This window comes from Caballeronia eucalypticola (assembly GCF_047608185.1).
In the GTDB taxonomy this organism is placed as follows: Bacteria; Pseudomonadota; Gammaproteobacteria; order Burkholderiales; family Burkholderiaceae; genus Caballeronia.
Window position 1 is genome coordinate 81981 of sequence record NZ_JBLKRU010000001.1, and the last position, 20451, is coordinate 102431.

At 59.2% G+C, this 20451-nt stretch carries 20 protein-coding genes; 12 read left to right on the forward strand and 8 right to left on the reverse strand.

Annotated features, from left to right (window positions below; translation table 11 throughout):
- The first annotated feature begins 140 nt into the window (after window positions 1–140).
- From ACMX25_RS00405 to hslU, 4 genes are all read left to right on the forward strand, one after another.
- Window positions 141–1226, forward strand: coding sequence for a CobW family GTP-binding protein (locus ACMX25_RS00405; RefSeq protein WP_299708333.1), 1086 nt, complete (start codon window positions 141–143; stop codon window positions 1224–1226).
- 716 nt (window positions 1227–1942) lie between these two features.
- Entirely contained in the window at window positions 1943–2362 is a 420-nt protein-coding gene (gene dksA / locus ACMX25_RS00410) for an RNA polymerase-binding protein DksA (protein WP_089166517.1), read from the forward strand.
- Window positions 2363–2790: 428 nt separating this feature from the next.
- Window positions 2791–3327 (forward strand): ATP-dependent protease subunit HslV, encoded by a 537-nt coding sequence (gene hslV, locus ACMX25_RS00415; RefSeq protein ID WP_047895365.1) that lies wholly within the window; start codon window positions 2791–2793, stop codon window positions 3325–3327.
- A gap of 43 nt (window positions 3328–3370) precedes the next feature.
- Window positions 3371–4711, forward strand: a complete 1341-nt coding sequence (gene hslU, locus ACMX25_RS00420; protein WP_414947610.1) for an ATP-dependent protease ATPase subunit HslU — start codon at window positions 3371–3373, stop codon at window positions 4709–4711.
- Window positions 4712–4796: 85 nt separating this feature from the next.
- On the opposite strand, the gene ACMX25_RS00425 is transcribed toward hslU, so the two are convergent.
- Window positions 4797–5339, reverse strand: coding sequence for a response regulator transcription factor (locus ACMX25_RS00425; protein WP_414947611.1), 543 nt, complete (start codon window positions 5337–5339; stop codon window positions 4797–4799).
- A complete protein-coding gene (locus ACMX25_RS00430; RefSeq protein WP_414947612.1) occupies window positions 5336–6706 on the reverse strand; it encodes an ATP-binding protein in 1371 nt (456 codons plus the stop codon). The genes ACMX25_RS00425 and ACMX25_RS00430 overlap by 4 nt, the downstream gene beginning before the upstream one ends.
- Before the next feature lie 108 nt (window positions 6707–6814).
- Between ACMX25_RS00430 and ACMX25_RS00435 the strand changes: the two genes are divergently transcribed.
- Window positions 6815–7285, forward strand: coding sequence for a tetratricopeptide repeat protein (locus ACMX25_RS00435; protein ID WP_414947613.1), 471 nt, complete (start codon window positions 6815–6817; stop codon window positions 7283–7285).
- Window positions 7286–7423: 138 nt separating this feature from the next.
- Window positions 7424–8344 carry a glycosyltransferase family 9 protein gene (locus tag ACMX25_RS00440; RefSeq protein WP_414947614.1) on the forward strand — a complete coding sequence of 307 codons (921 nt, stop codon included), beginning with the start codon at window positions 7424–7426 and terminating at the stop codon, window positions 8342–8344.
- 296 nt (window positions 8345–8640) lie between these two features.
- Here ACMX25_RS00440 and ACMX25_RS00445 read toward each other — a convergent pair whose 3' ends face one another.
- On the reverse strand, window positions 8641–8835 hold the full coding sequence (locus tag ACMX25_RS00445) for a cysteine-rich CWC family protein (protein ID WP_414947615.1): 195 nt from the start codon (window positions 8833–8835) through the stop codon (window positions 8641–8643).
- Window positions 8836–9092: 257 nt separating this feature from the next.
- On the opposite strand from ACMX25_RS00445, the gene argB reads away from it, so the two are divergent.
- From argB to ACMX25_RS00475, 6 genes are all read left to right on the forward strand, one after another.
- Complete coding sequence (gene argB / locus ACMX25_RS00450) at window positions 9093–9992, forward strand: acetylglutamate kinase (RefSeq protein WP_414947616.1); 900 nt, start codon at window positions 9093–9095, stop codon at window positions 9990–9992.
- 2 nt (window positions 9993–9994) lie between these two features.
- Window positions 9995–10750 carry a pyrimidine 5'-nucleotidase gene (locus tag ACMX25_RS00455; protein WP_414947617.1) on the forward strand — a complete coding sequence of 252 codons (756 nt, stop codon included), beginning with the start codon at window positions 9995–9997 and terminating at the stop codon, window positions 10748–10750.
- Between the two features lie 272 nt (window positions 10751–11022).
- The gene (gene metX / locus ACMX25_RS00460; protein WP_414947618.1) at window positions 11023–12168 is read left to right on the forward strand and encodes a homoserine O-succinyltransferase MetX; all 1146 of its coding nucleotides are present in this window, start codon (window positions 11023–11025) and stop codon (window positions 12166–12168) included.
- Window positions 12165–12773 carry a methionine biosynthesis protein MetW gene (metW, locus tag ACMX25_RS00465; protein ID WP_414947619.1) on the forward strand — a complete coding sequence of 203 codons (609 nt, stop codon included), beginning with the start codon at window positions 12165–12167 and terminating at the stop codon, window positions 12771–12773. Before metX ends, metW begins: the two co-directional genes overlap by 4 nt.
- 54 nt (window positions 12774–12827) lie before the next feature.
- The gene (locus tag ACMX25_RS00470) at window positions 12828–14114 is read left to right on the forward strand and encodes an AmpG family muropeptide MFS transporter (protein ID WP_414947620.1); all 1287 of its coding nucleotides are present in this window, start codon (window positions 12828–12830) and stop codon (window positions 14112–14114) included.
- Complete coding sequence (locus ACMX25_RS00475; RefSeq protein ID WP_414947621.1) at window positions 14111–15052, forward strand: M48 family metallopeptidase; 942 nt, start codon at window positions 14111–14113, stop codon at window positions 15050–15052. Before ACMX25_RS00470 ends, ACMX25_RS00475 begins: the two co-directional genes overlap by 4 nt.
- Here ACMX25_RS00475 and ACMX25_RS00480 read toward each other — a convergent pair.
- From ACMX25_RS00480 to gatC, 5 genes are all read right to left on the reverse strand, one after another.
- Window positions 15049–15822, reverse strand: a complete 774-nt coding sequence (locus ACMX25_RS00480) for an exodeoxyribonuclease III (RefSeq protein ID WP_414947622.1) — start codon at window positions 15820–15822, stop codon at window positions 15049–15051. The genes ACMX25_RS00475 and ACMX25_RS00480 overlap by 4 nt on opposite strands.
- 24 nt (window positions 15823–15846) lie before the next feature.
- Complete coding sequence (locus ACMX25_RS00485; protein WP_414947623.1) at window positions 15847–16683, reverse strand: polyphosphate kinase 2 family protein; 837 nt, start codon at window positions 16681–16683, stop codon at window positions 15847–15849.
- A 91-nt stretch (window positions 16684–16774) separates the two neighbouring features.
- A complete protein-coding gene (gene gatB, locus ACMX25_RS00490; protein WP_414947624.1) occupies window positions 16775–18253 on the reverse strand; it encodes an Asp-tRNA(Asn)/Glu-tRNA(Gln) amidotransferase subunit GatB in 1479 nt (492 codons plus the stop codon).
- A gap of 2 nt (window positions 18254–18255) precedes the next feature.
- Window positions 18256–19749 carry an Asp-tRNA(Asn)/Glu-tRNA(Gln) amidotransferase subunit GatA gene (gene gatA / locus ACMX25_RS00495; protein WP_414947625.1) on the reverse strand — a complete coding sequence of 498 codons (1494 nt, stop codon included), beginning with the start codon at window positions 19747–19749 and terminating at the stop codon, window positions 18256–18258.
- 119 nt (window positions 19750–19868) lie between these two features.
- Window positions 19869–20168: an Asp-tRNA(Asn)/Glu-tRNA(Gln) amidotransferase subunit GatC gene (gatC, locus tag ACMX25_RS00500; RefSeq protein ID WP_165085397.1), complete on the reverse strand. Its 300-nt coding sequence runs from the start codon at window positions 20166–20168 to the stop codon at window positions 19869–19871.
- Window positions 20169–20451: the final 283 nt, after the last annotated feature.

Genomic DNA, 20451 nt, shown 5'->3' on the forward strand with positions numbered 1-20451 from the left:
GCAAAGCGTCCGCTTGACAAATATGTTTCAATAATCGACCGACCGCATGTTTTCGGGCGTAGCGCGGGAGTCTTAGATCACGCCCCCAGCCTGAAAACATGCCGCACGATCCTTCGACTTTAAAGAACAGGGCGACCACCATGATTCCCGTTACCATCCTGACCGGCTTTCTAGGCAGCGGCAAAACCACGTTGCTCAAGCGCATCCTGAACGACAAGCACGGCATGAAGATCGCCGTGATCGAGAACGAGTTCGGCGAAGAAAATATCGACAACGAGATCCTCGTCCAGGAAACGAACGAGCAGATCATCCAGATGAGCAACGGCTGCATCTGCTGCACGATCCGCGGCGACCTCGCGCGCGCGCTTGAAGATCTCGCCGATCGCAAGAAGGCCGGCACGCTGAACTTCGATCGCGTGGTCATCGAGACAACTGGACTCGCCAATCCGGGCCCGGTTGCGCAGACGTTCTTCATGGACAACGCCATCGCCGACGAATTTCTGCTCGACGCAATCATCACGCTTGTCGATGCAAAGCACGCCAACCATCAGCTTGACGAACACGAAGTCGTGCAGCGCCAAGTGGGTTTCGCGGACCGCCTGTTCATCACGAAGTCCGATCTGGTCGACGCCGCCGCGCTTGACGCGCTCAAGCACCGTCTGGTTCACATGAACCCGCGCGCCGCGATCAAAGTGGTGAACTTCGGCGAAGCGGACATCAAGGAAATCTTCGATCTGCGCGGCTTCAACCTGAATTCGAAGCTCGAAATCGATCCTGATTTCCTCGCGGAAGACGATCACGCGCATGACCACGATCACGCCGGGCACGACCATGCGCACGACGACGATCACGACCACGCCACTTGCGGCCACGACCACAGTCACGACCACGAGCATGGCCACGCGAACCACCACCACGCGCACCACGACGACAAGATCAAGTCGTTTGTATTTCGCAGCGACCGCGCCTTCGATCCCAACCGCCTTGAAGACTTCCTCGGCGGCATCCTGCAGATCTACGGTGAGCGACTGCTGCGGTACAAAGGCGTGCTGTATATGAAGGGCGTCGATCGCAAGGTCGTGTTCCAGGGCGTGCATCAAATGATGGGCAGCGATCTTGCCGCGAAATGGCAACCGATCGAAAAGAAGAACAGCAAGATGGTGTTCATTGGCATTGAGCTGCCGCAGGATTTGATCATCGACGGGCTGACCGCCTGCCTGGTCTGATCGAATACGCTGAAGAAAACGGCGAAACCGAAGAAAACGGCGAAACGCGAAGCCCTTAAACGACAGCTTCGCGTCGCCGCTCAATCCGAAAAGCGCCATTTCCGGCACAGTTCTCGCTATTTCTCCCCTGAAGCGCAATCATGCCGACACGGCGGCGAGGCTAAAATCGCTGCGCTTCCAGGAGCCGGCGCTTTTTGGCGATGAACGTCGTTGCAATATGTGTTCACGCTCACCGAGAACCATCGCTTTTTAAACGTCAGCGCGTTATATTTTTGAGATAACGAACGAATTGCGGCAGTGTTTTGCTCAGGTGTAGTACGCAATTGCGATTCAGTTACAATACAGCCCCACTGGAGAATCCGGGACACCGCCAAGCCTTGACTACAAAGCCCGGCGCAATTGCTACTGAAAAAGAAGCGGGCCGGACGGAAGTGAAAGGGCAGAAGTGAACAGTAAAGTGTTGTTCCGAACATCGGGCACCGGTCGAATCGCTTGAAAATCAGTCCAGATGAATTGATCAGAATGCAGTGTTCCAGATGAAATTGGCCCCACGTGGCGCCGCGAGAGTCGCAGCCCGTTTAGCGTAGTAAGTGCATGCAGTAATTGTTGGCGAATATCGCCGGAGTGCGGGAAATCCGGACAACGGCGGCGGCGAGCGCGGCGAGCGACCGCGAAGATGGCGAACGACATCGCCCCACATTGAAGAAGCAAGCCAGATGACGACGAAACGATTGTTGACTGAAGACGAAATCCAGAAGATGGCCGACAAGGACTACATGAACGAGGATCAGCTCGCGTTCTTCAGGGTCCGACTGGAACAGTTGCAGGCCGACATTCTTAAGAATGCGGGCCAGACGACGGAAAACCTGCGCGAAACGGTCATCGTTCCGGATCCGGCCGATCGCGCGACGATCGAGGAAGAGCACGCGCTCGAACTGCGCACGCGCGACCGCGAACGCAAGCTGCTGAAGAAAGTGCAGCAGTCGCTTGCGCGCATCGAGTCGGGCGATTACGGCTGGTGCGAGGAAACGGGCGAGCCGATCGGCATTCCGCGCCTGATCGCGCGCCCGACGGCCACGCTCTCGCTCGAAGCGCAGGAGCGACGCGAACTGCGCCAGAAGCTGTTCGGCGACTGATCTGTCCCAGGCAGCGTTCGCCGCGGCCTCGGTCGCGGCGGGAAACCTGCCGGCCGGGATTTGGTCCGACGAGGTTGGACAGCGCTCGAAACACGTTGAAAAAACAAAAGGCACACGAAAAATCGTGTGCCTTTTGTTTTTGTGCCGCGTTTTTTGCGCCCGGCAAGGCGTGTTCCGTCGTACCGGTGCGCTACAAACCTGGCCCAATGGCCAACGCACACAAGATGCCGCGCGAAGCGCCTTGATAAATTCCGCTGCGCCCTAAAATAAACTGGACGCGCTCTCGTGGCGCGGGCGTGGCGAATGTCCGCTGGAGCGCAACATTGCAGCGCACCCGGCCTTCTCACGCTGCCAAAGGATTCCCCGGCGGCGCGGCGGCATACGGGTTTTCCAACTGCCGCGCCCACTCCGCTTTCAAAGGAATGCACATGGAACAGTTTCACGGCACGACCATCGTCTCCGTACGACGCGGTGACAAGGTCGCCCTCGGTGGCGACGGCCAGGTCACCCTCGGCAATATCGTGATGAAAGGCGGCGCGAAGAAAGTGCGCCGCATCTATGGCGGCAAGGTCCTGGTCGGTTTCGCGGGCGGCACGGCCGACGCGTTTTCCCTGCTCGACCGCTTCGAAGCCAAGCTGGAAAAGCACCAGGGCAACCTGACACGCGCTGCCGTCGAGCTCGCCAAAGATTGGCGCACCGACCGCATGCTGCGCCGGCTGGAGGCCATGCTGATTGCCGCCGACGCGCAAACCACGCTCGTCATCACGGGTAACGGCGACGTGCTCGATCCGGAAAACGGCATTTGTGCGATCGGTTCGGGCGGTGCCTATGCGCAGGCCGCGGCGCAGGCGCTCGCCGAAAACACCGAACTCTCGCCACGCGATATCGTCGAAAAGGCACTCACCATCGCGGGCGATATGTGCATTTATACGAATCACAATCGCGTCATCGAGACGATCGAGTAACACGGCTTTCGCGTAACACGCGAGCACAGGACAAGGACCAACGATGACCACCATGACTCCCGCCGAGATCGTCTCGGAACTCGATAAACACATCATCGGCCAGGGCCGCGCGAAAAAAGCGGTCGCTGTCGCGTTGCGCAACCGGTGGCGGCGTCAGCAAGTCGCCGAACCGCTGCGCCAGGAAATTACCCCGAAGAACATCCTGATGATCGGACCGACAGGCGTCGGCAAGACGGAAATCGCGCGCCGCCTGGCGAAACTCGCCGACGCGCCGTTCATCAAGATCGAAGCAACGAAGTTCACCGAGGTCGGCTACGTGGGTCGCGACGTGGACAGCATCGTGCGTGACCTGATCGAGATTTCGGTCAAGCAGACGCGTGAGAGCGAGATGCGCAAAGTGCGTTCGCGGGCCATCGACCGCGCCGAGGACCGGATCCTGGACATCCTGCTACCAAGTGCGCGGCCGACCGCGGGTTTCGGCACGGCCGAATTGCAGGACGACAGCGCGAACAGCACGCGCCAGACATTCCGCAAGCGCCTGCGCGAAGGCCTGCTCGACGACAAGGAAGTGGAGATCGACATCGAGGCGCCGCAAGCGACCATGGACATCATGGGGCCGCCGGGCATGGAGGAAATGACGGACCAGATCCGTTCCATGTTTGCGAATATCGGCGGCGGCAAGAAGACGCAGCGCAAGGTGAAGGTCAAGGATGCGCTGAAACTGCTCACCGACGAAGAAGCCAGCAAGCTGCTCAATGACGAAGAGGTCAAGACCAAGGCGATTCAGAACGTCGAGCAGAACGGCATTGTGTTCCTGGACGAGATCGACAAGATCGCTTCGCGCAGTGAAACGGGCGGCGCGGAAGTGTCGCGTGCTGGTGTGCAGCGCGACCTGCTGCCGCTTGTGGAAGGCACGACCATCAATACGAAATACGGGATGATCAAGACGGATCACATCCTGTTTATCGCTAGCGGTGCGTTCCACTTGGCCAAGCCGAGCGATCTGATCCCCGAACTGCAAGGACGTTTTCCGATTCGCGTCGAACTGGATTCGCTGTCCGTGGAGGATTTCGAATCCATCCTGAATACGACCGATGCCAGCCTCGTGAAGCAATACACGGCGCTGTTGGCGACCGAAGATGTCGAGCTGGATTTCAGCTCGGACGGGATTCGCCGGATGGCTGAGATTGCGTTTTCGGTGAACGAGAAGACCGAGAATATCGGCGCGCGGCGGCTTTATACCGTGATCGAAAAGCTGCTTGAGGAAGTGTCGTTCGCGGCGGGCAATCACACGGGTCATCCGGTGAAGATCGATGCCGCTTATGTCGACAAGGCGCTGAACGATGTAGCCGAAGACGAAGATTTGTCGCGCTACGTGCTGTAAAGCGCGTTTGAATCAAAAAAGGGCGGTTCATGATTTCAGCAAATGACTGAAATCATGAACCGCTCTTTTACGTTCTACATAACGTTTATTGCCGCACGGGTTTCTTAGCCAGCTTGCGCTGCAGTGTACGTCGATGCATGTTTAACGCTCGCGCCGTGGCTGAAATATTGCCGCTGTTCTCGGCCAGCACGCGCTGGATGTGCTCCCACTCCAGCCGCGCGACCGACAGCAGCGCCGGATGCTCGATAGCCTCTTCCGCCGTCTGCTCGCTGGCTTCTTCCTGCAACGCGGAGAGGATTGTCTCGACGTTCGCCGGCTTCGCCAGATAGTTATCGGCGCCATCTTTCACGGCCTGAACTGCCGTCGCGATGCTCGCATAACCCGTCAGCACGAGAATCCGTGCATCGGGCTGAAGATCGCGCAAAGGCGCGACGAGCGTCAACCCGGAATCGTGCCCGAGGTGCAAGTCGACCGTGATCTGGCCGAACTTCTGCGTGTTCGCCAATCTCAACGCCGTGGCGGCGTCATGCGCCTGATGCGGCGTATAGCCGCGCCGTGTCAGACCGCGCGCGAGAATGCCCGAGAAAACCTCGTCGTCATCGATGACCAAAAAATTTGTATCGCTCATGCTCTTTTCTCCGTAGTGACGGAAGCGGCGACGCCGCCGCGGCCCGTCCTTGCTGCTTTTTCCCGCGATGCTGGGGCGCTTGTGTCGGCGAGACGCAGGATGGCGTGCGTACCGTGCGGGTTGGCTGGCGTGAGCTCGATCGACCCTCCAAGCCGCGTTGCCGCCGAGAATGCCAGATACAGGCCGACACCGTGGCCACCCTGCGTACTGTCGACGGGCATCGCGCCGAGCGAACCCCGCAATGCCGCCGGAATGCCGGGGCCCTGATCGCGGATATCGAATTGAATCACGGGCTCGCCAAGATGCCGGCTCGCCGACGTCGCGAGCGTCACCGAATCGCTGCTGGCCCGCGCCGCATTATCCAGCAGAATGGTCAGTATTTGCCCTACCGCGACGGGATCGCTCAGAAACTGCCCCGCCCGCTTGCGCTCCTTCGTTTCGTCTCCCGACTCATCTTTCGCTTCATCGTACGGCTCGATCAATTCAAAACGCACGTGCGGATGGCGTAAGCGCCATTGTTCAACAAACCCATGCAGCCAGTCATCCAGCGGTTGCCGCGGCGCGGGTCCGGTCGCACGGCTGCGCAGGCGCGCGAGGGCGGACGTGCACAACGTCATTTGCTGCTCGAGCAGTTCGATATCGGCGGAATAGGGGGCGAGATTCGGATCGTGGCGGGCGGAGTCGCGTAACTCCTCGCTCAGCATCGCGATGGTCGACAGCGGCGTGCCAATCTCATGCGCAACCGTGGCTGCCTGGACACCCAGCGCCACGGCGCGCTCGTCGCGCAGCAGCCGCTCCTGGGCGTCGGCCAGCGCAAAATCCCGCGCGCGCAGCGCCCGCGACATCCGCGCCACGAACCAGCCGATCAAGCCCACGCTGACCATGAAGTTCACCCACAGCCCGATGCGGAAATACTCGAACAAATTCAGCGGGTCTTCCATGTTCAGCGGGACGTAGCTGACCGTCAGCAGTGAATAACAGACGACCGCGAACAATGCGAGCCAGATGGTCAGACGCCACGGCAGCACCGCGGCGGCGATCGCGAGCGACGGGAGGTAAAGCGTGACAAACGGATTCGTCGCGCCGCCGCTCAGGAACAGCAGCGCGGACAGCGCGCCGAGATCGACCCCGAGCTGCCCGAACAGTTCGAGATTCGTTTCAGGCTGCGCGCGCGCAACGCGCACCCATGTCAGCGCGTTGAACAATACCTCCAGCGCGACAATGGTCAGCATGGCCGCTAGTGGCAGATGCGCTCCGTAGAACTCCTGTACGACGGCGATCGTGACCAGTTGGCCGATGATCGCAAGGCTGCGAAGCCAAAACAGGTGACCGAGATTGACGCGGCCTGTGTTCGTTATTCGATGCATCGCGGTGAATTTCACCTCTAATTTCAGAATAGTCTAATGGTTGGATATAGCCACTTGCCGCACCATCTAGCGTTGTCTAGTACAGGGCGGCAAGGCCGCATACACAAAATGACTAACAGCCCATCGTCCCGCCCCATTCAGCTTCTCAGCGAAGCGCCACAAGCGGATGCACTTCAAGACACCATTATCCCGCGTGCGCTGAAAGTGTTCATTGACAACGCGCGCAGCATGAACGCGCAAGGCAACCAGGTCGAGCGCGCCGTGTGGCTGCAGGCCGCCATGACGTTGCAACCTGACCAGCCCGAGACTGGCCTTGATCTGATCGATGCAATGCTGAAGCAGAATCGCATTGGCGACGGCATTCAGCTCGCGGCTCAACTTGTTGATCGGCATCCGCAACATGCGCTCGCGCTCTGGCATCTCGGTTATGCGCTTCAGCTCGCCAACCGTCACGCCGATGCAATTCCCTTCTACGAACGCGCCCATACAATCAATCCGGCCGTCCCGACCTTGCGCAACAATCTCGCGGTCGCCTACGAAGTCACGGGCAGCGAAGGCAAAGCGTTGACCATGCTGTAAGAGGCTGTCGCTGCGAATGCCGGCGATATTGAAGCGTGGACGAATCTGTCGCGCGTCTATCCGCGCCGCCGGGAACTCGAGCGTGCGCTTGCGGCAGGCAAGCGTTCGGTTGAAATCAATCCGTCGAATTCGCTCGCGTTGTCGAACTACAGCCTCGCCTTGAAAGAAGCGCAGCGTTGGCCGGAGGCCACTGCAGCCGCCGAAGCGGCGGCCAATATCGCGCCCGGAATGCCGCGTCTTCCGTTCAATCTCTCCATTCTCGATCTCGTGCAGGGCATTTACGCGCGTGGATGGGCCAATTTCGAATCGCGCTGGGACGGTTCAAGCGAACTGCGCAATTCGCATCCCGAGTTCCCGGTGCCGCGATGGAACGGCGAAGCATTGCGGGGCAAAACCTTGTTGTTGTGGGGTGAACAAGGTTTCGGCGACGCGCTGCAGTTCTCGCGTTTCGTCCCCCTGCTCGCGAAAAAGGTTCACGCGCAGGGCGGCACGCTCGTGTGGGCTGCCTTCAAGGCGGTGCATCCGCTGATGGCGCGCATGGCGCCGAAGGGCGTCGAATGCCTGCCGCACGACGGGCCGTTGCCCGCGTTCGACTTCCATTTTCCGCTGCTGAGCCTGCCGCTGCATTTCGGCATCGACGCGGAGACCATTCCGGCGAAGCGCGCGTATCTTTCCGCCGATGCCGACCTCACCACTGAATGGCGCACTGAATTCGCCGCCGACAAACGCCTGCGCGTCGGCCTTGTATGGAGCGGCAACGAAGGCCATCAGCGCAACATGTTCCGCAGCGTGGGCATCGAGCGGTATGCGAAAGCGTTCGCCGGGATCGAGAATGTCGCGTTCTTCTCGCTGCAGAAGGATGCGTCGGGCGCGGTATCCACGGCGCGGGACAGTGGCTTCGAGATCGCTGACCGCACCGGAAAATTTGAAACGTTCGACGATACGGCGGCGTTTATCGATTCACCCGATCTCGTGATTACCGTGTGCACGAACGTCGCGCATCTGGCGGCGGCGCTCGGCAAGCCGACCTGGATTCTCCTCGACACCAATCCACACTGAGTCTGGCAACTGGAGCGCACGGACAGCCCGTGGTATCCGACCGCGACGTTGTACCGGCAGGCGGAATTTTCGGCGTGGGAACCGGTGATGGACAACGTCGCGCGCGACCTGGCCGCGCTCGCGGCAACGCACACGGGTGCGGCGCCGCGTAATCGGGCGGCGAAGAAAGCGGCCACGTAAGCACTACGTCGGGTGCAGTCAGCAAAAAAGCGGTGATCCGGCAACGAATCACTGCTTTTTTTCGTGCTCGATTCCTCCTCAGGCCGTTTCCGGCAACTCCCCTGATAACGCGCCCTTCACATGTTTATGCTACGTTGCGTTTCTTCACGCAGACAATCCGGGCAAAGACATGTCATGCCAGGATTCGATCGCGCGGCGGGCAAAGCGGGAAGCGCTGCGCACCAGCACTGCGCATCGCCGGTTTGCTGGGCACAGCGAAAAAACGCTCCGCACAGCGCGCAGCGTTGAGGAGTGGGATCGGTTGAGCTCATGATCGGGGCCAAGCCTTTTGAAAACGGAACACACAGTCACGCGCCGCATTGCGCACGACGCGGCCGTTGCCGAAGCGCCACGTTTTGACCCACCCACGCACGCTCGATCACATTATTATTTCACGCGCCAATCCCATACTGGCGCGACCAAAGGCTAACTTTCACCCGTCATCGGAATGCTATCGGAAACGCATGATGCAGCGCGTCAGTCCTGTACAATTCCGCCTGTTTAAACTGCTCCTCGCCTTATCGCCGCCATGTCCGAGCTTCCCGACCTTACGCAGATCGCGCCGACCCTGAAAGCCGAAATCCTGGCCGAGGCGTTGCCCTATATCAAGCAGTATCACGGCAAGACGATCGTGATCAAATATGGCGGCAACGCGATGACCGAGGAGCGCCTGAAACAGGGCTTCGCGCGCGACGTGATCCTGCTGAAATTGGTCGGTATCAATCCGGTGATCGTGCACGGCGGTGGCCCGCAGATCGACCAGGCGCTCAAGAAGATCGGCAAGCAGGGCACGTTTATCCAGGGCATGCGCGTCACCGACGAAGAGACCATGGAAGTGGTCGAATGGGTGCTCGGCGGTGAAGTGCAGCAGGACATCGTCACGCTGATCAATCATTTCGGCGGCCATGCGGTTGGTCTCACCGGCAAGGACGGCGGCCTGATCCACGCGCGCAAGCTGCTGATGCCGGATCGCGACAACCCGGGCGAATTCATCGATATCGGTCAGGTGGGTGAAGTCGAAGCCATCAATCCGGCTGTCGTGAAAGCGCTGCAAGACGACGCGTTCATTCCGGTCATCTCGCCAATCGGCTTCGGTGAAGATGGTTTGTCGTACAACATCAACGCCGATCTGGTCGCGGGCAAGCTGGCCGTCGTGCTGAACGCCGAGAAGCTCGTGATGATGACAAATATTCCCGGCGTGATGGACAAGGAAGGCAATCTGCTGACCGATCTCTCGGCGCGCGAGATTGACGCGCTATTCGCCGATGGCACCATTTCCGGCGGCATGCTGCCGAAGATTTCATCGGCACTTGATGCCGCGAAGAGCGGCGTGCGCTCGGTGCATATTATCGACGGGCGAATAGAGCATTCGGTGTTGCTCGAGATCCTGACCGAACAGCCGTTCGGGACGATGATTCGCTCGCATTGAGCATGGATCCTGCTGGCGTCCGAACCGGACCATTGCGTTCCTCACGACGCCGGTTGAACACGCACAAGCGCCCCGTCTGGTTATTCGATCTCGACAACACGCTGCATCACGCGTCGCATGCGATCTTCCCCGCGATCAATCGCGGGATGACGCAGTACATCATCGACCGGTTGGGTGTGGATGTTGACGAGGCCAACCGCTTGCGTACCGGTTATACGCAGCGATACGGCGCCACCCTGCTCGGCCTGGTGCGCCATCATCCCGTCGACGCTGCGGACTTCCTGCATGTCGTGCATGACTTCGCCGATCTCGGCTCCATGGTGCGTGCCGAACGCGGCCTCGCGCGGATGATCCGCGGGCTGCCGGGTCGCAAGATCGTGTTGACCAACGGGCCTTCAATTTATGCCCACGCCGTGCTCAATGAACTGGGTATCGCCAAGCTGTTTGAGCGCGTGATTGCGATCGAGGATATGCAGGATCGAAGCGGTTATTGGCGCGCGAAACCCGATGCGTCAATGCTTCGACGTGCAATGCGGCGCGCTAACGTGCCACTCGCCGATGCCGTTCTTGTTGAAGATACGCGCGGGCATTTGAAACGGTACAAGCGCTTGGGCATTCGCACGGTCTGGATCACCGGGCATCTGCCGTCGGTTTTGAATGCCAGCGGAGCGAAGTCGCTTCGGTCGCCGACTAGCGGCCGTCCTCATTATGTCGATCTGAAGATCCGGTCGTTAAAAGGCCTGCGCGGTCTCGCCTAAACCCAAACGTATTTCGAAGTAGTACGGACTTCAAACGGCATCGCCTGAGGTGACCGCTCCGTGCCGCCGTAGCGCCCTTTCCTGTTTTTCCGATATACTTCACCGCTATCTTGATTTGTTTCAACGCGCCGATTTGCTGACTCGATTGCGGGCGCGCGAACCCTGACCCGGTTCACTATAAATGCGGCTAAAGAGGTTGTCAGCCGCGCCGCTTATCTTTCTCAGCGCATCGCCGACGCCATTTAGCCGCCCTGTTTTCTCTAGGCGGATGAATGGAATCAATCGGCATCGTCACTCCCCAAACACTGCATTTCACCGAACCGCTGCGCATGCAAAATGGCAGCTTGCTCGGTGACTATGATCTCGTCGTCGAAACCTACGGCACGCTCAACGCCGCCCGCTCAAACGCTGTGCTCGTCTGCCATGCGCTGAACGCTTCGCATCACGTGGCGGGCGTCTACGCCGGCGACCCCAAGAACGTCGGCTGGTGGGACAACATGGTGGGTCCGGGCAAGCCGTTGGATACGAACAAGTTCTTCGTGATCGGCATTAACAACCTGGGCTCGTGTTTTGGCTCGACCGGCCCGATGAGCGTGAACGCCGTCACCGGCAAACCCTACGGCGCGAGTTTCCCCGTGGTCACGGTCGAAGACTGGGTTCACGCACAGGCGCGCGTAGCTGATTTGTATGGCATTGAAAAATTCGCCGCAGTGATGGGCGGCAGCCTTGGTGGCATGCAGGCGCTGGCGTGGAGCATGATGTATCCGGATCGCGTGGCGCACTGCATTGTGGTGGCATCGACGCCGAAACTCTCCGCGCAGAACATCGCGTTCAACGAAGTCGCGCGTTCCGCCATCCTCTCCGATCCCGATTTCCACGGCGGCGATTACTACGCGCATAACATCAAGCCGCGTCGCGGATTGCGGGTCGCGCGGATGATCGGCCACATCACATATCTGTCGGACGACGACATGGCCGCCAAGTTCGGCCGCGCGTTGCGACGTGCGGAAGGTGCGCTGGATGCGTACAACTTCAACTTCGATGTCGAGTTCGAAGTTGAATCGTATTTGCGATATCAAGGCGATAAATTCGCCGAATACTTCGATGCCAACACGTATCTGCTGATCACGCGCGCGCTGGATTATTTCGATCCCGCCAAGGCATTCGATGGCGACCTGACCAAGTCGCTCGCCCACACCACGGCGAAATATTTGATCGCCAGCTTCTCCACCGATTGGCGTTTTGCGCCCGTGCGTTCGCGCGAACTGGTGAAAGCGCTGCTCGATCACAAACGCACGGTGAGCTACGCCGAAATCGATGCGCCGCACGGCCACGACGCCTTCCTGCTCGACGACGCGCGTTATCACAACCTGATGCGCGCCTATTACGAACGCATTGCCGCCGAGGTGGGCGCATGAACCAAATCACGCTGGACTCCCTCTCCTTGCGCTCGGACTTTCGGGCGATCGCGCGCTGGGTTGAACCGAACTCATCGGTGCTGGATCTGGGTTGCGGCGATGGGTCGCTGCTCTCGCTGCTCGCCGAAGAACTCGATGTCAAAGGTTATGGCATTGAAATCAACGATGCCGGTGTCCTTGCCTGCGCCCAGAAAGGCGTCAACGTTATCCAGCAGAATCTGGAAGACGGATTACGCCTGTTCGAAGACGATAGTTTCGATTTCGCGATCCTCTCGCAGACGCTGCAAACGATCCATCAAACCGCCGCGATCCTGCGTGAAACCGTGCGTGTGGGACGCGAGTGCATTGTCTCGTTTCCTAATTTCGGCTACTGGCGGCATCGGCTGACCGTGTTGCAGGGACGCATGCCGGTGTCGAAAACGCTGCCGTATCAATGGCATAACACGCCGAACGTGCGTGTTCTCACCATCCGGGATTTTGAGGCGCTGGCGCCGGAAGTGGGTATCGAGATCCTCGATCGCGCGGTGCTGCATGGCGGGCAGTCCGTCCGTTGGGGGGCGAACTGGCGTGGTAGCCTTGCGGTCTATCGCGTAAAGCGAAGCTGAACTGAGCTTGCCGGTTCGTCGCTCGCGCACCGCTTACTGCTTCGAATCGACCCTATGTCCAACTCGCCACACGAGGCGCCCGCTCTTACCGCTCACGAAGAACACCCCGGCTGGCGCGCCTTTCTGAACAAACGCATGTTGATTTGCGTGTTTATCGGCTTCACGTCGGGGCTGCCGCTCTTCACGCTCGTCTATCTCGTCCAGGCGTGGTTGCGCACTGAAGGCGTGAACCTGAAGGAAATTGGCCTGTTCGCGCTGATCCAGTTTCCCTACACCTGGAAGTTCATCTGGGCGCCAATGATGGACCGCTACGTGCCGCGCCTGCCCGGCTCGCGGCCCGGACGGCGGCGAGGATGGATGCTCGTCACGCAGTTGCTGGTGGCCGTGGCCATTGGCGCGCTTGGGTTTACATCGCCGAAAGACCAGATCTGGACCGTCGCCGCACTGACTGCGCTCGTCGCGTTCTTCGGCGCGAGCCAGGATATTTCAATCGATGCGTATCGTCGCGAACTCCTGGCGGACACCGAGCAGGGACTCGGCAACGCCGTCTTCGTCAACGCGTACAAGATCGCAGCGCTCGTCCCCGGTTCGCTGGGGTTGATTCTCGCCGATCACTTGCCGTGGACCACGGTTTTCATGGTCACGGCGGCGTTCATGCTGCCGGGCATGGTGCTGACGCTCGTAGTTAAAGAGCCCGAAATCCATGGCACGCCGCCCAAGAATCTACGCGATGCCATCGTCCAGCCGTTTCGCGAATTTATCGCCCGGGACGGCTGGCGCACGGCAATGCTGATCCTCGGTTTCATCTTCCTGTACAAGCTCGGCGACACGATGGCGACCACGCTCTCCACGTCGTTCTTCCTCGATATCGGCTTCAACAAGACTCAGATCGGCGTAATTGCGAAGACCGTCGCGTTCTGGGCGAGTCTGGCGGGCGGGATTGTTGGCGGCGTGTGGCTGATGAAGATCGGCATTTCACGCGGGTTATGGATCTTTGGCGTGCTGCAGATCGTCTCCACGCTCGGCTTTGCGTGGCTGGCGAAAATCGGGCCGTCGCCGCTGGCGCTGGCCGGGCTCTACGGGTTCGAAACCTTCGCTACCGGCCTCACCATGGCCGCGTTCGTGGCTTATATCGCGAGCACGACCGATCCGCGCTATACCGCCACGCAATTCGCGCTATTTACGAGCCTGGCTTCGGTGCCGCGCACGCTGGCGTCGGCATCGAGCGGCTTTGTGGTCGCGCAAACCGGCTGGTTCGAGTACTTCATGATCTGCGCTGCGCTGTCTATTCCGGGCATGTTACTGTTGCCGAAAATCGCGCCCTGGAGACCTGTCCGATGACGGTGCACGCCCCCATCCGCGTTGCCGCTTGCGCCGTGTTGCTACACGCCGGCTTGAGCTTCGCGGCGTCCGTAGCGTCCGGAACTTCCGATGCGGCGCCGCCCGCTGCACCTAATGCACAACCGCCCTATTCCACGGCCACCGACCAGATCCGCTTCGGCAATGCGGCGTTGTTTCGCAACCTGATTCCATCGGCGACATTAGAGCAGCAGTCCGCCGATGAATACGCTCAAATCCTTCGCGAAGCCCGGCGCACGAAACATCTTCTCGGCGACGATAATCCGCTTGTAAAGCGCGCACGCGAAATTTCCAATCGCGAGATTCCGTTTGCGCTGAAGTGGAATGACCGCTCGAAGAACTGGAAATGGGACGTGAATGTGGTGCGTTCCGACGAGATCCGCATGTATTGCCTGCCGGGCGGCAAGATTGTGATTTATAGCGGACTGATAGACCGTTTGCGTCTCAACGATAACGAACTCGGCATGATGATCGGCCATGAGATTGCGCATGCGTTGCGTGAACATGCGCGTGATCGGCTGGGGCGTCAGCAGGCGGCGCAATTGAGTACGGGAACGATTCCGCCGTTATTCGGTTTCGCCGATATCAGCTCGACCCCGCTGGGAATTGGCGAGCAATTGCTGGCCATGCGATACACGCCCGCCGATGAAACCGAAGCCGATGTCATCGGTAGCGAATTAGCATCGCGTGCGGGTTACGATCCGCGCGCCGCCATCACGTTATGGCAAAAGATTGATGCGCGCACGCGGCGCACGCCGAACGGTTTTATCTGGATGCATCCGTATGGCACTGCACGCGTACACGACCTGATGAAGCGCTTGCCCGACATGATGCCGCTCTACGCAAAAGCGATCGGGAAAACCGTGGACCAGCTGCCCAACTACGCGGGAATGGGCCGCTTTAAAAAGCCGCGGCTTTAAACCTTCCAGTCGTAATCAATGATCAGCGGTGCGTGATCGCTGAACTTGATATCGCGGAAAACGGAAGTTGCCGCGGCCGTGTCCGCCACGCCTTTCGTCGCAATCTGATAATCGATCCGCCACCCGACGTTCTTCGCGTAAGCCTGCCCGCGATTGCTCCACCACGTATATTGCTCAGGTCGCTGGTCCAGCGTTCTGAAGACGTCCACATATGCTTTTTCGTCGAAGAGTTGAGTGAGCCACGCGCGCTCTTCTGGCAAGCAACCCGAGTTCTTCTGATTGCTTTTCCAGTTCTTGATGTCGATTTCCTTGTGCACGATATTCACGTCGCCACACAAGATCACTTCGCGCTTCGTGGCCAGTTTCTCAAGATGTGGCATGAACTCGCCCATGAAACGGTATTTGGCCTGCTGCCGTTCTTCACCGCTGGACCCTGACGGCACATACACCGAGATCACCGACAGATCCCCAAAGCGCGCTTCCACATAACGCCCTTCCGGATCGAATTCCTCGCTGCCAAAGCCGATGATCACTTCATCCGGTTCGTGCTTCGTATAAAGCCCCGCACCGGAATAACCCTTTTTCACGGCGTGCTGGAAGTAACCCTGGAAACCGTGCGGCGCGAGAAATTCCGGCGTGAGATCGTCTTGCGAACACTTGATCTCCTGCACGCAGACAACGTCAGCATCCTGCTCGCCAAACCAGTCGAAGAAACCCTTCTTCGCGGCCGACCGAATGCCGTTCAAATTAGCGGTGATGACACGAAACATGAAGCATCCTTGTATGTTGGTGAACTACTCGACCTTGATCCCTTTCAGCGACTCTTTCGCCGGCGGATATTCGAGTTTCAAATCCTGCAGCGTGCGCACCATCAACTCTGCAACCATGACGTTGCGATGCGTCTTTGAATCGGCGGGAATCACGTACCAAGGCGCAATATCCGTCGATGTCGCCCCAAGCGCGTCTTCATAAGCCTTGCAATACTCGTCCCACTGTTTGCGGGCATCGAGATCCGATGGATCGAACTTCCAGTGCTTCTCGGGATTATCGATACGCGCCTGCAAACGCACTTTCTGCTCGTCCTTCGATATATGCAAAAAGCACTTCACGATAGTCGTGCCGTTCTCGGCAAGCATCGATTCAAAGTCGCGAATCTGGCGGTATCGGCCTTCCCACGCTTCCTGGTCGATCTGTTTCAGCACGCGCGGCACCAGCACGTCTTCATACTGGCTTCGATTAAAAATGGCGAACTCGCCGACCGCCGGGACTTGCGAATGAACGCGCCAGAGAAAGTCGTGCGCGGCTTCTGTTTCGGATGGCGCCTTGAATGGCACGACGCGCAAACCGAGCGGATCGACTTCGTGGAATACGCCTCGAACCGTGCCGTCCTTGCCGCTCGTATCCATGCCTTGAAGAATGAGCAGAATGCGATGCGAACGTTGCGCGTGCAGCTTCTCCTGCAGCCCGTCGAGAGTCGTGCTCAACTCGCTGAGACGCTCGCGATCCGCGTCTTTTCCGCCAGCCGAAAACGGCTTCGACGCGGTATCGATCGATGCCAGGTCAAACGGCTTGATCTTCTTGCCGTCGAAATACGGCACGCGATATTCATCCAGTTCAGGTTTTTTAGCCACGCGTGCGTTCCCGGTTGGTCACGTTTCATAAAATAAAGGGTTGCTGCCAGACGAACCCGGCAGCAACCCGCGTTTTACATCAGCCGTCAGCTCAAGAGGATAGTTTCTTCTTCAAAAGCTCGTTGACCTGCTGCGGATTCGCCTTGCCCTTGGTTGCTTTCATCGCCTGGCCGATCAGCGCGTTAAACGCTTTCTCCTTGCCCGAACGGTATTCATCAACAGACTTCTGGTTCGCGGCCATCACTTCGTCGATGATCGCGTCCAACGCGCCGGTATCCGAGATCTGCTTCAAACCCTTCGCTTCGATAATCCGGTCGGCGGCGTTGTCGTCGGTGGCTTTCTCTTCCCACATCGCCTGGAAAATATCCTTGGCGATCTTGTTCGATATCGTGCCGTCAGCCACGCGCTGAATCACCAGCCCGAGTTGCGCGGGAGAAACCGGCGAGTCCGCAATTTCCAGCGAATCGCGATTCAGTTGCGACGATACTTCGCCCATCAGCCAGTTGGCCGCGAGCTTCGCATGCGCTGCACCCACCACGCCAACGACGCCTTCGAAATACGCCGACATTCCCTTCGATGACGTCAGCCCCGCCGCGTCATACGGCGTCAAACCGTATTGCTTGACGAAACGCGTTTGCATGGCTTCGGGCAATTCGGGCAACTCGCTGCGAACCCGCGCGATCCACGCTTCATCGATGACTAAAGGCATCAGGTCGGGATCGGGGAAATAGCGGTAATCGTGCGCGTCTTCCTTGCTGCGCATGGACCGCGTTTCGCGCTTGTCGGGATCGTAGAGACGCGTTTCCTGCACCACCGTCCCGCCGTCTTCGATCAACTCGATTTGCCGCCGCACTTCGTACTGAATGGCTTCTTCGAGGAAGCGGAACGAGTTCAGGTTCTTGATCTCGGCGCGCGTGCCGAATGCCTCTTGTCCGACCGGGCGCACGGAGACGTTCGCGTCGCAACGGAACGAGCCTTCCTGCATATTGCCGTCGCAGATTCCGAGCCATTGCACGAGACTGTGCAGGCTTTTCGCGTAGGCCACGGCTTCGGCGGCACTGCGCATTTCAGGTTCCGTCACGATCTCGAGCAGCGGCGTGCCGGCCCGATTCAAGTCGATACCCGTCATGCCCGCGAAGTCTTCGTGCAGCGACTTGCCGGCGTCTTCTTCCAGATGCGCGCGCGTCAGGTTCACGGTCTTTTCATACGCGGGCTTGCCGGTTTTCTCGTTGGCCGGAACCTGAATCGTGAGGCTGCCGCCCTGGACGACCGGAATCTCGAACTGGCTGATCTGATAACCCTTCGGCAGATCGGGATAGAAATAATTCTTGCGCGCGAAAATGCTGCGCGGCGAAATAGTCGAGCCGATTGCCAACCCCAGGCGAATCGCGCGCTCCACGGCGCCGCGGTTCATCACGGGCAACGAACCCGGCAACGCCAGATCCACAGGGCAAGCCTGTGTGTTCGGCTTAGCGCCGAATTGCGTGGCCGCGCCTGAAAAAATCTTGGAGACGGTCGACAACTGCGCGTGCGTCTCTAGTCCTATAACTACTTCCCATTGCGTAGCCATGCTCATACTCCTGCCGGTGATTGCACGTGCCAGTCGGTTGCGCGCTGAAATGCGTCGGCGACCTGGAGCAACCGGGCTTCGTTGAAATAGTTGCCAATGATCTGCAAGCCGACCGGCCGCTTGGCATGGCCGCTGCCCGCCGCGCCGAAACCGCAAGGCACGCTCATGCCTGGCAAGCCGGCAAGGCTGATCGACAGCGTGTAGATATCGGCGAGATACATCTGGACGGGGTCATCGGCTTTTTCGCCAAGATTCCACGCCACCGATGGCGCCACCGGTCCCATGATCACATCGCAGTGATTGAAGGCTTCCTGGAAATCCTGCGCGATGATGCGGCGGATTTTCTGCGCCTGCAGGTAATACGCGTCGTAATAACCGTGCGACAACACGTACGCGCCCACGAGAATCCGGCGCTTCACCTCCGGCCCGAAACCTTCGGCACGCGACTTCTTGTACATATCGAGAAGGTCGGTGTATTCAGCCGCGCGATGCCCGTAGCGCACGCCATCGAAACGCGACAGGTTCGACGAAGCTTCCGCCGGCGCGATGATGTAATACACCGGAATGGACAGCTCGGTCTTCGGCAACGTGACTTCAACCAGCGTCGCGCCCAGTGCTTCGTATTGCTTGAGAGCCGCGTCGATTGCGCTTCGCACTTCTGCGCTCAGGCCCTCGCCGAAGAACTCTTTCGGCAAGCCGATGCGCAAGCCGGCAAGCGGCTTGGCCTTGTCCGTGCCGCTCCAGTTCTGACCGATGTAGCGTGTGTAGTCTTCGTCTTCGCGCTGAAGGCTGGTCGAGTCGCGCGGATCGAACGATGCAATGGCGTTGAGCAACAGCGCGCAATCCGAGGCGCTGCGGGCCATGGGTCCGCCCTGATCCAGCGATGACGCGAACGCGATCATGCCGTAACGCGAAACGCGTCCGTACGTTGGCTTGATTCCGGTAATGCCGGTGAACGACGCGGGCTGGCGAATCGAACCGCCGGTATCGGTGCCAGTGGCTGCGGGCGCGAGGCGCGCGGCGACGGCGGCGGCCGAGCCGCCCGACGAGCCGCCCGGAACGGCCTTCAAATCCCACGGATTCTTGACCGGGCCGAAGTACGAATTCTCATTCGACGAGCCCATCGCGAATTCGTCCATATTCGTCTTGCCGAGCGTCACGACGCCTGCATTCTTGAGGCGTTCGACAACGGTGGCGTCGAACGGGCTCGCGTAGTTGGCGAGCATTTTCGAGCCGGCGGTGGAGGTCCATCCGCGCGTGACAAACACGTCTTTATGGGCGATCGGCAGGCCGGTCAGCACGCCTGCTTCGCCCTTGGCGATCAGCGCATCCGCCGCTTTCGCCTGCTCGAGCGTGAGCTCGTGGTCGACACTGATAAACGCGTTGAGATTCTTGGCTGCATCGATGCGCTGCAAAAAGAGCTGCGCAAGTTCGACGGCGGAGAGGGTCTTGGCATCGAGTGCCGCGCGCAGTTCGGTCAAGCTTTTCTGATGCATTGCGTTCTTCCTGATAGGCGCCGCCTTCCAGAAACCTGGTGACGGGCGCCTTATGTTTTCGTGCGTTATTGCATGGCCTCGATTGCATGGCGCAGAGGCGCTGCCTCAAAACACCACACTTATTCGATAACCTTGGGCACGAGATACAGCCCGTCGCGCACGGCGGGTGCAGGCCGTTGGAACTCTTCGCGATTTACATGCTCAGTAACAGCATCGTTTCGCAAACGCAGTTCGGCCTTCTCGATCTGTTCGATCGGATGAGCAAGCGGTTCGATACCCGTGGTATCCACGGCCTGCATTTGCTCGACGAGACCGAAGAAATCGTTCAGTCGCGCAAGCGTGGGTTCGGCCTCGTGCTCGGGCAATTCGAGCCGCGCGAGGTGCGCAATGCGTTTTACATCGGTCAGGGTCAGAGACATTCGATCACCGGTTTTTTCGACTTACACGCTGATAAACGGCGCGACTGCGAGAGCGACTACAAGAGTGACTGCAATTCGAGATAAAGGAGCCCTGAAAAGCAGGCTTGACGGTGGCAAAATGTACCGTCCTTTTCCTTCGAACACCCCAAAATTATAAGGTATCATTACGCGTTCGACCCAAATCCGGATCGACTTACCAGCAGCCTGTTCTTAGTTACAGATTTTTAAGAAAAGTGCACGCCTGGTTCGCTTGCATCCTCCGGTAGATTTCTCCGCAGTCTTG

Coding starts and splice junctions, on each gene's coding strand:
- ACMX25_RS00405 (WP_299708333.1), top strand. CDS start 141: ATGATTCCCGTTACCATCCTGACCGGCTTTCTAGGCAGCGGCAAAACC.
- dksA (WP_089166517.1), top strand. CDS start 1,943: ATGACGACGAAACGATTGTTGACTGAAGACGAAATCCAGAAGATGGCC.
- hslV (WP_047895365.1), top strand. CDS start 2,791: ATGGAACAGTTTCACGGCACGACCATCGTCTCCGTACGACGCGGTGAC.
- hslU (WP_414947610.1), top strand. CDS start 3,371: ATGACCACCATGACTCCCGCCGAGATCGTCTCGGAACTCGATAAACAC.
- ACMX25_RS00425 (WP_414947611.1), bottom strand. CDS start 5,339: ATGAGCGATACAAATTTTTTGGTCATCGATGACGACGAGGTTTTCTCG.
- ACMX25_RS00430 (WP_414947612.1), bottom strand. CDS start 6,706: ATGCATCGAATAACGAACACAGGCCGCGTCAATCTCGGTCACCTGTTT.
- ACMX25_RS00435 (WP_414947613.1), top strand. CDS start 6,815: ATGACTAACAGCCCATCGTCCCGCCCCATTCAGCTTCTCAGCGAAGCG.
- ACMX25_RS00445 (WP_414947615.1), bottom strand. CDS start 8,835: ATGAGCTCAACCGATCCCACTCCTCAACGCTGCGCGCTGTGCGGAGCG.
- argB (WP_414947616.1), top strand. CDS start 9,093: ATGTCCGAGCTTCCCGACCTTACGCAGATCGCGCCGACCCTGAAAGCC.
- ACMX25_RS00455 (WP_414947617.1), top strand. CDS start 9,995: ATGGATCCTGCTGGCGTCCGAACCGGACCATTGCGTTCCTCACGACGC.
- metX (WP_414947618.1), top strand. CDS start 11,023: ATGGAATCAATCGGCATCGTCACTCCCCAAACACTGCATTTCACCGAA.
- metW (WP_414947619.1), top strand. CDS start 12,165: ATGAACCAAATCACGCTGGACTCCCTCTCCTTGCGCTCGGACTTTCGG.
- ACMX25_RS00470 (WP_414947620.1), top strand. CDS start 12,828: ATGTCCAACTCGCCACACGAGGCGCCCGCTCTTACCGCTCACGAAGAA.
- ACMX25_RS00475 (WP_414947621.1), top strand. CDS start 14,111: ATGACGGTGCACGCCCCCATCCGCGTTGCCGCTTGCGCCGTGTTGCTA.
- ACMX25_RS00480 (WP_414947622.1), bottom strand. CDS start 15,822: ATGTTTCGTGTCATCACCGCTAATTTGAACGGCATTCGGTCGGCCGCG.
- gatB (WP_414947624.1), bottom strand. CDS start 18,253: ATGGCTACGCAATGGGAAGTAGTTATAGGACTAGAGACGCACGCGCAG.
- gatA (WP_414947625.1), bottom strand. CDS start 19,749: ATGCATCAGAAAAGCTTGACCGAACTGCGCGCGGCACTCGATGCCAAG.
- gatC (WP_165085397.1), bottom strand. CDS start 20,168: ATGTCTCTGACCCTGACCGATGTAAAACGCATTGCGCACCTCGCGCGG.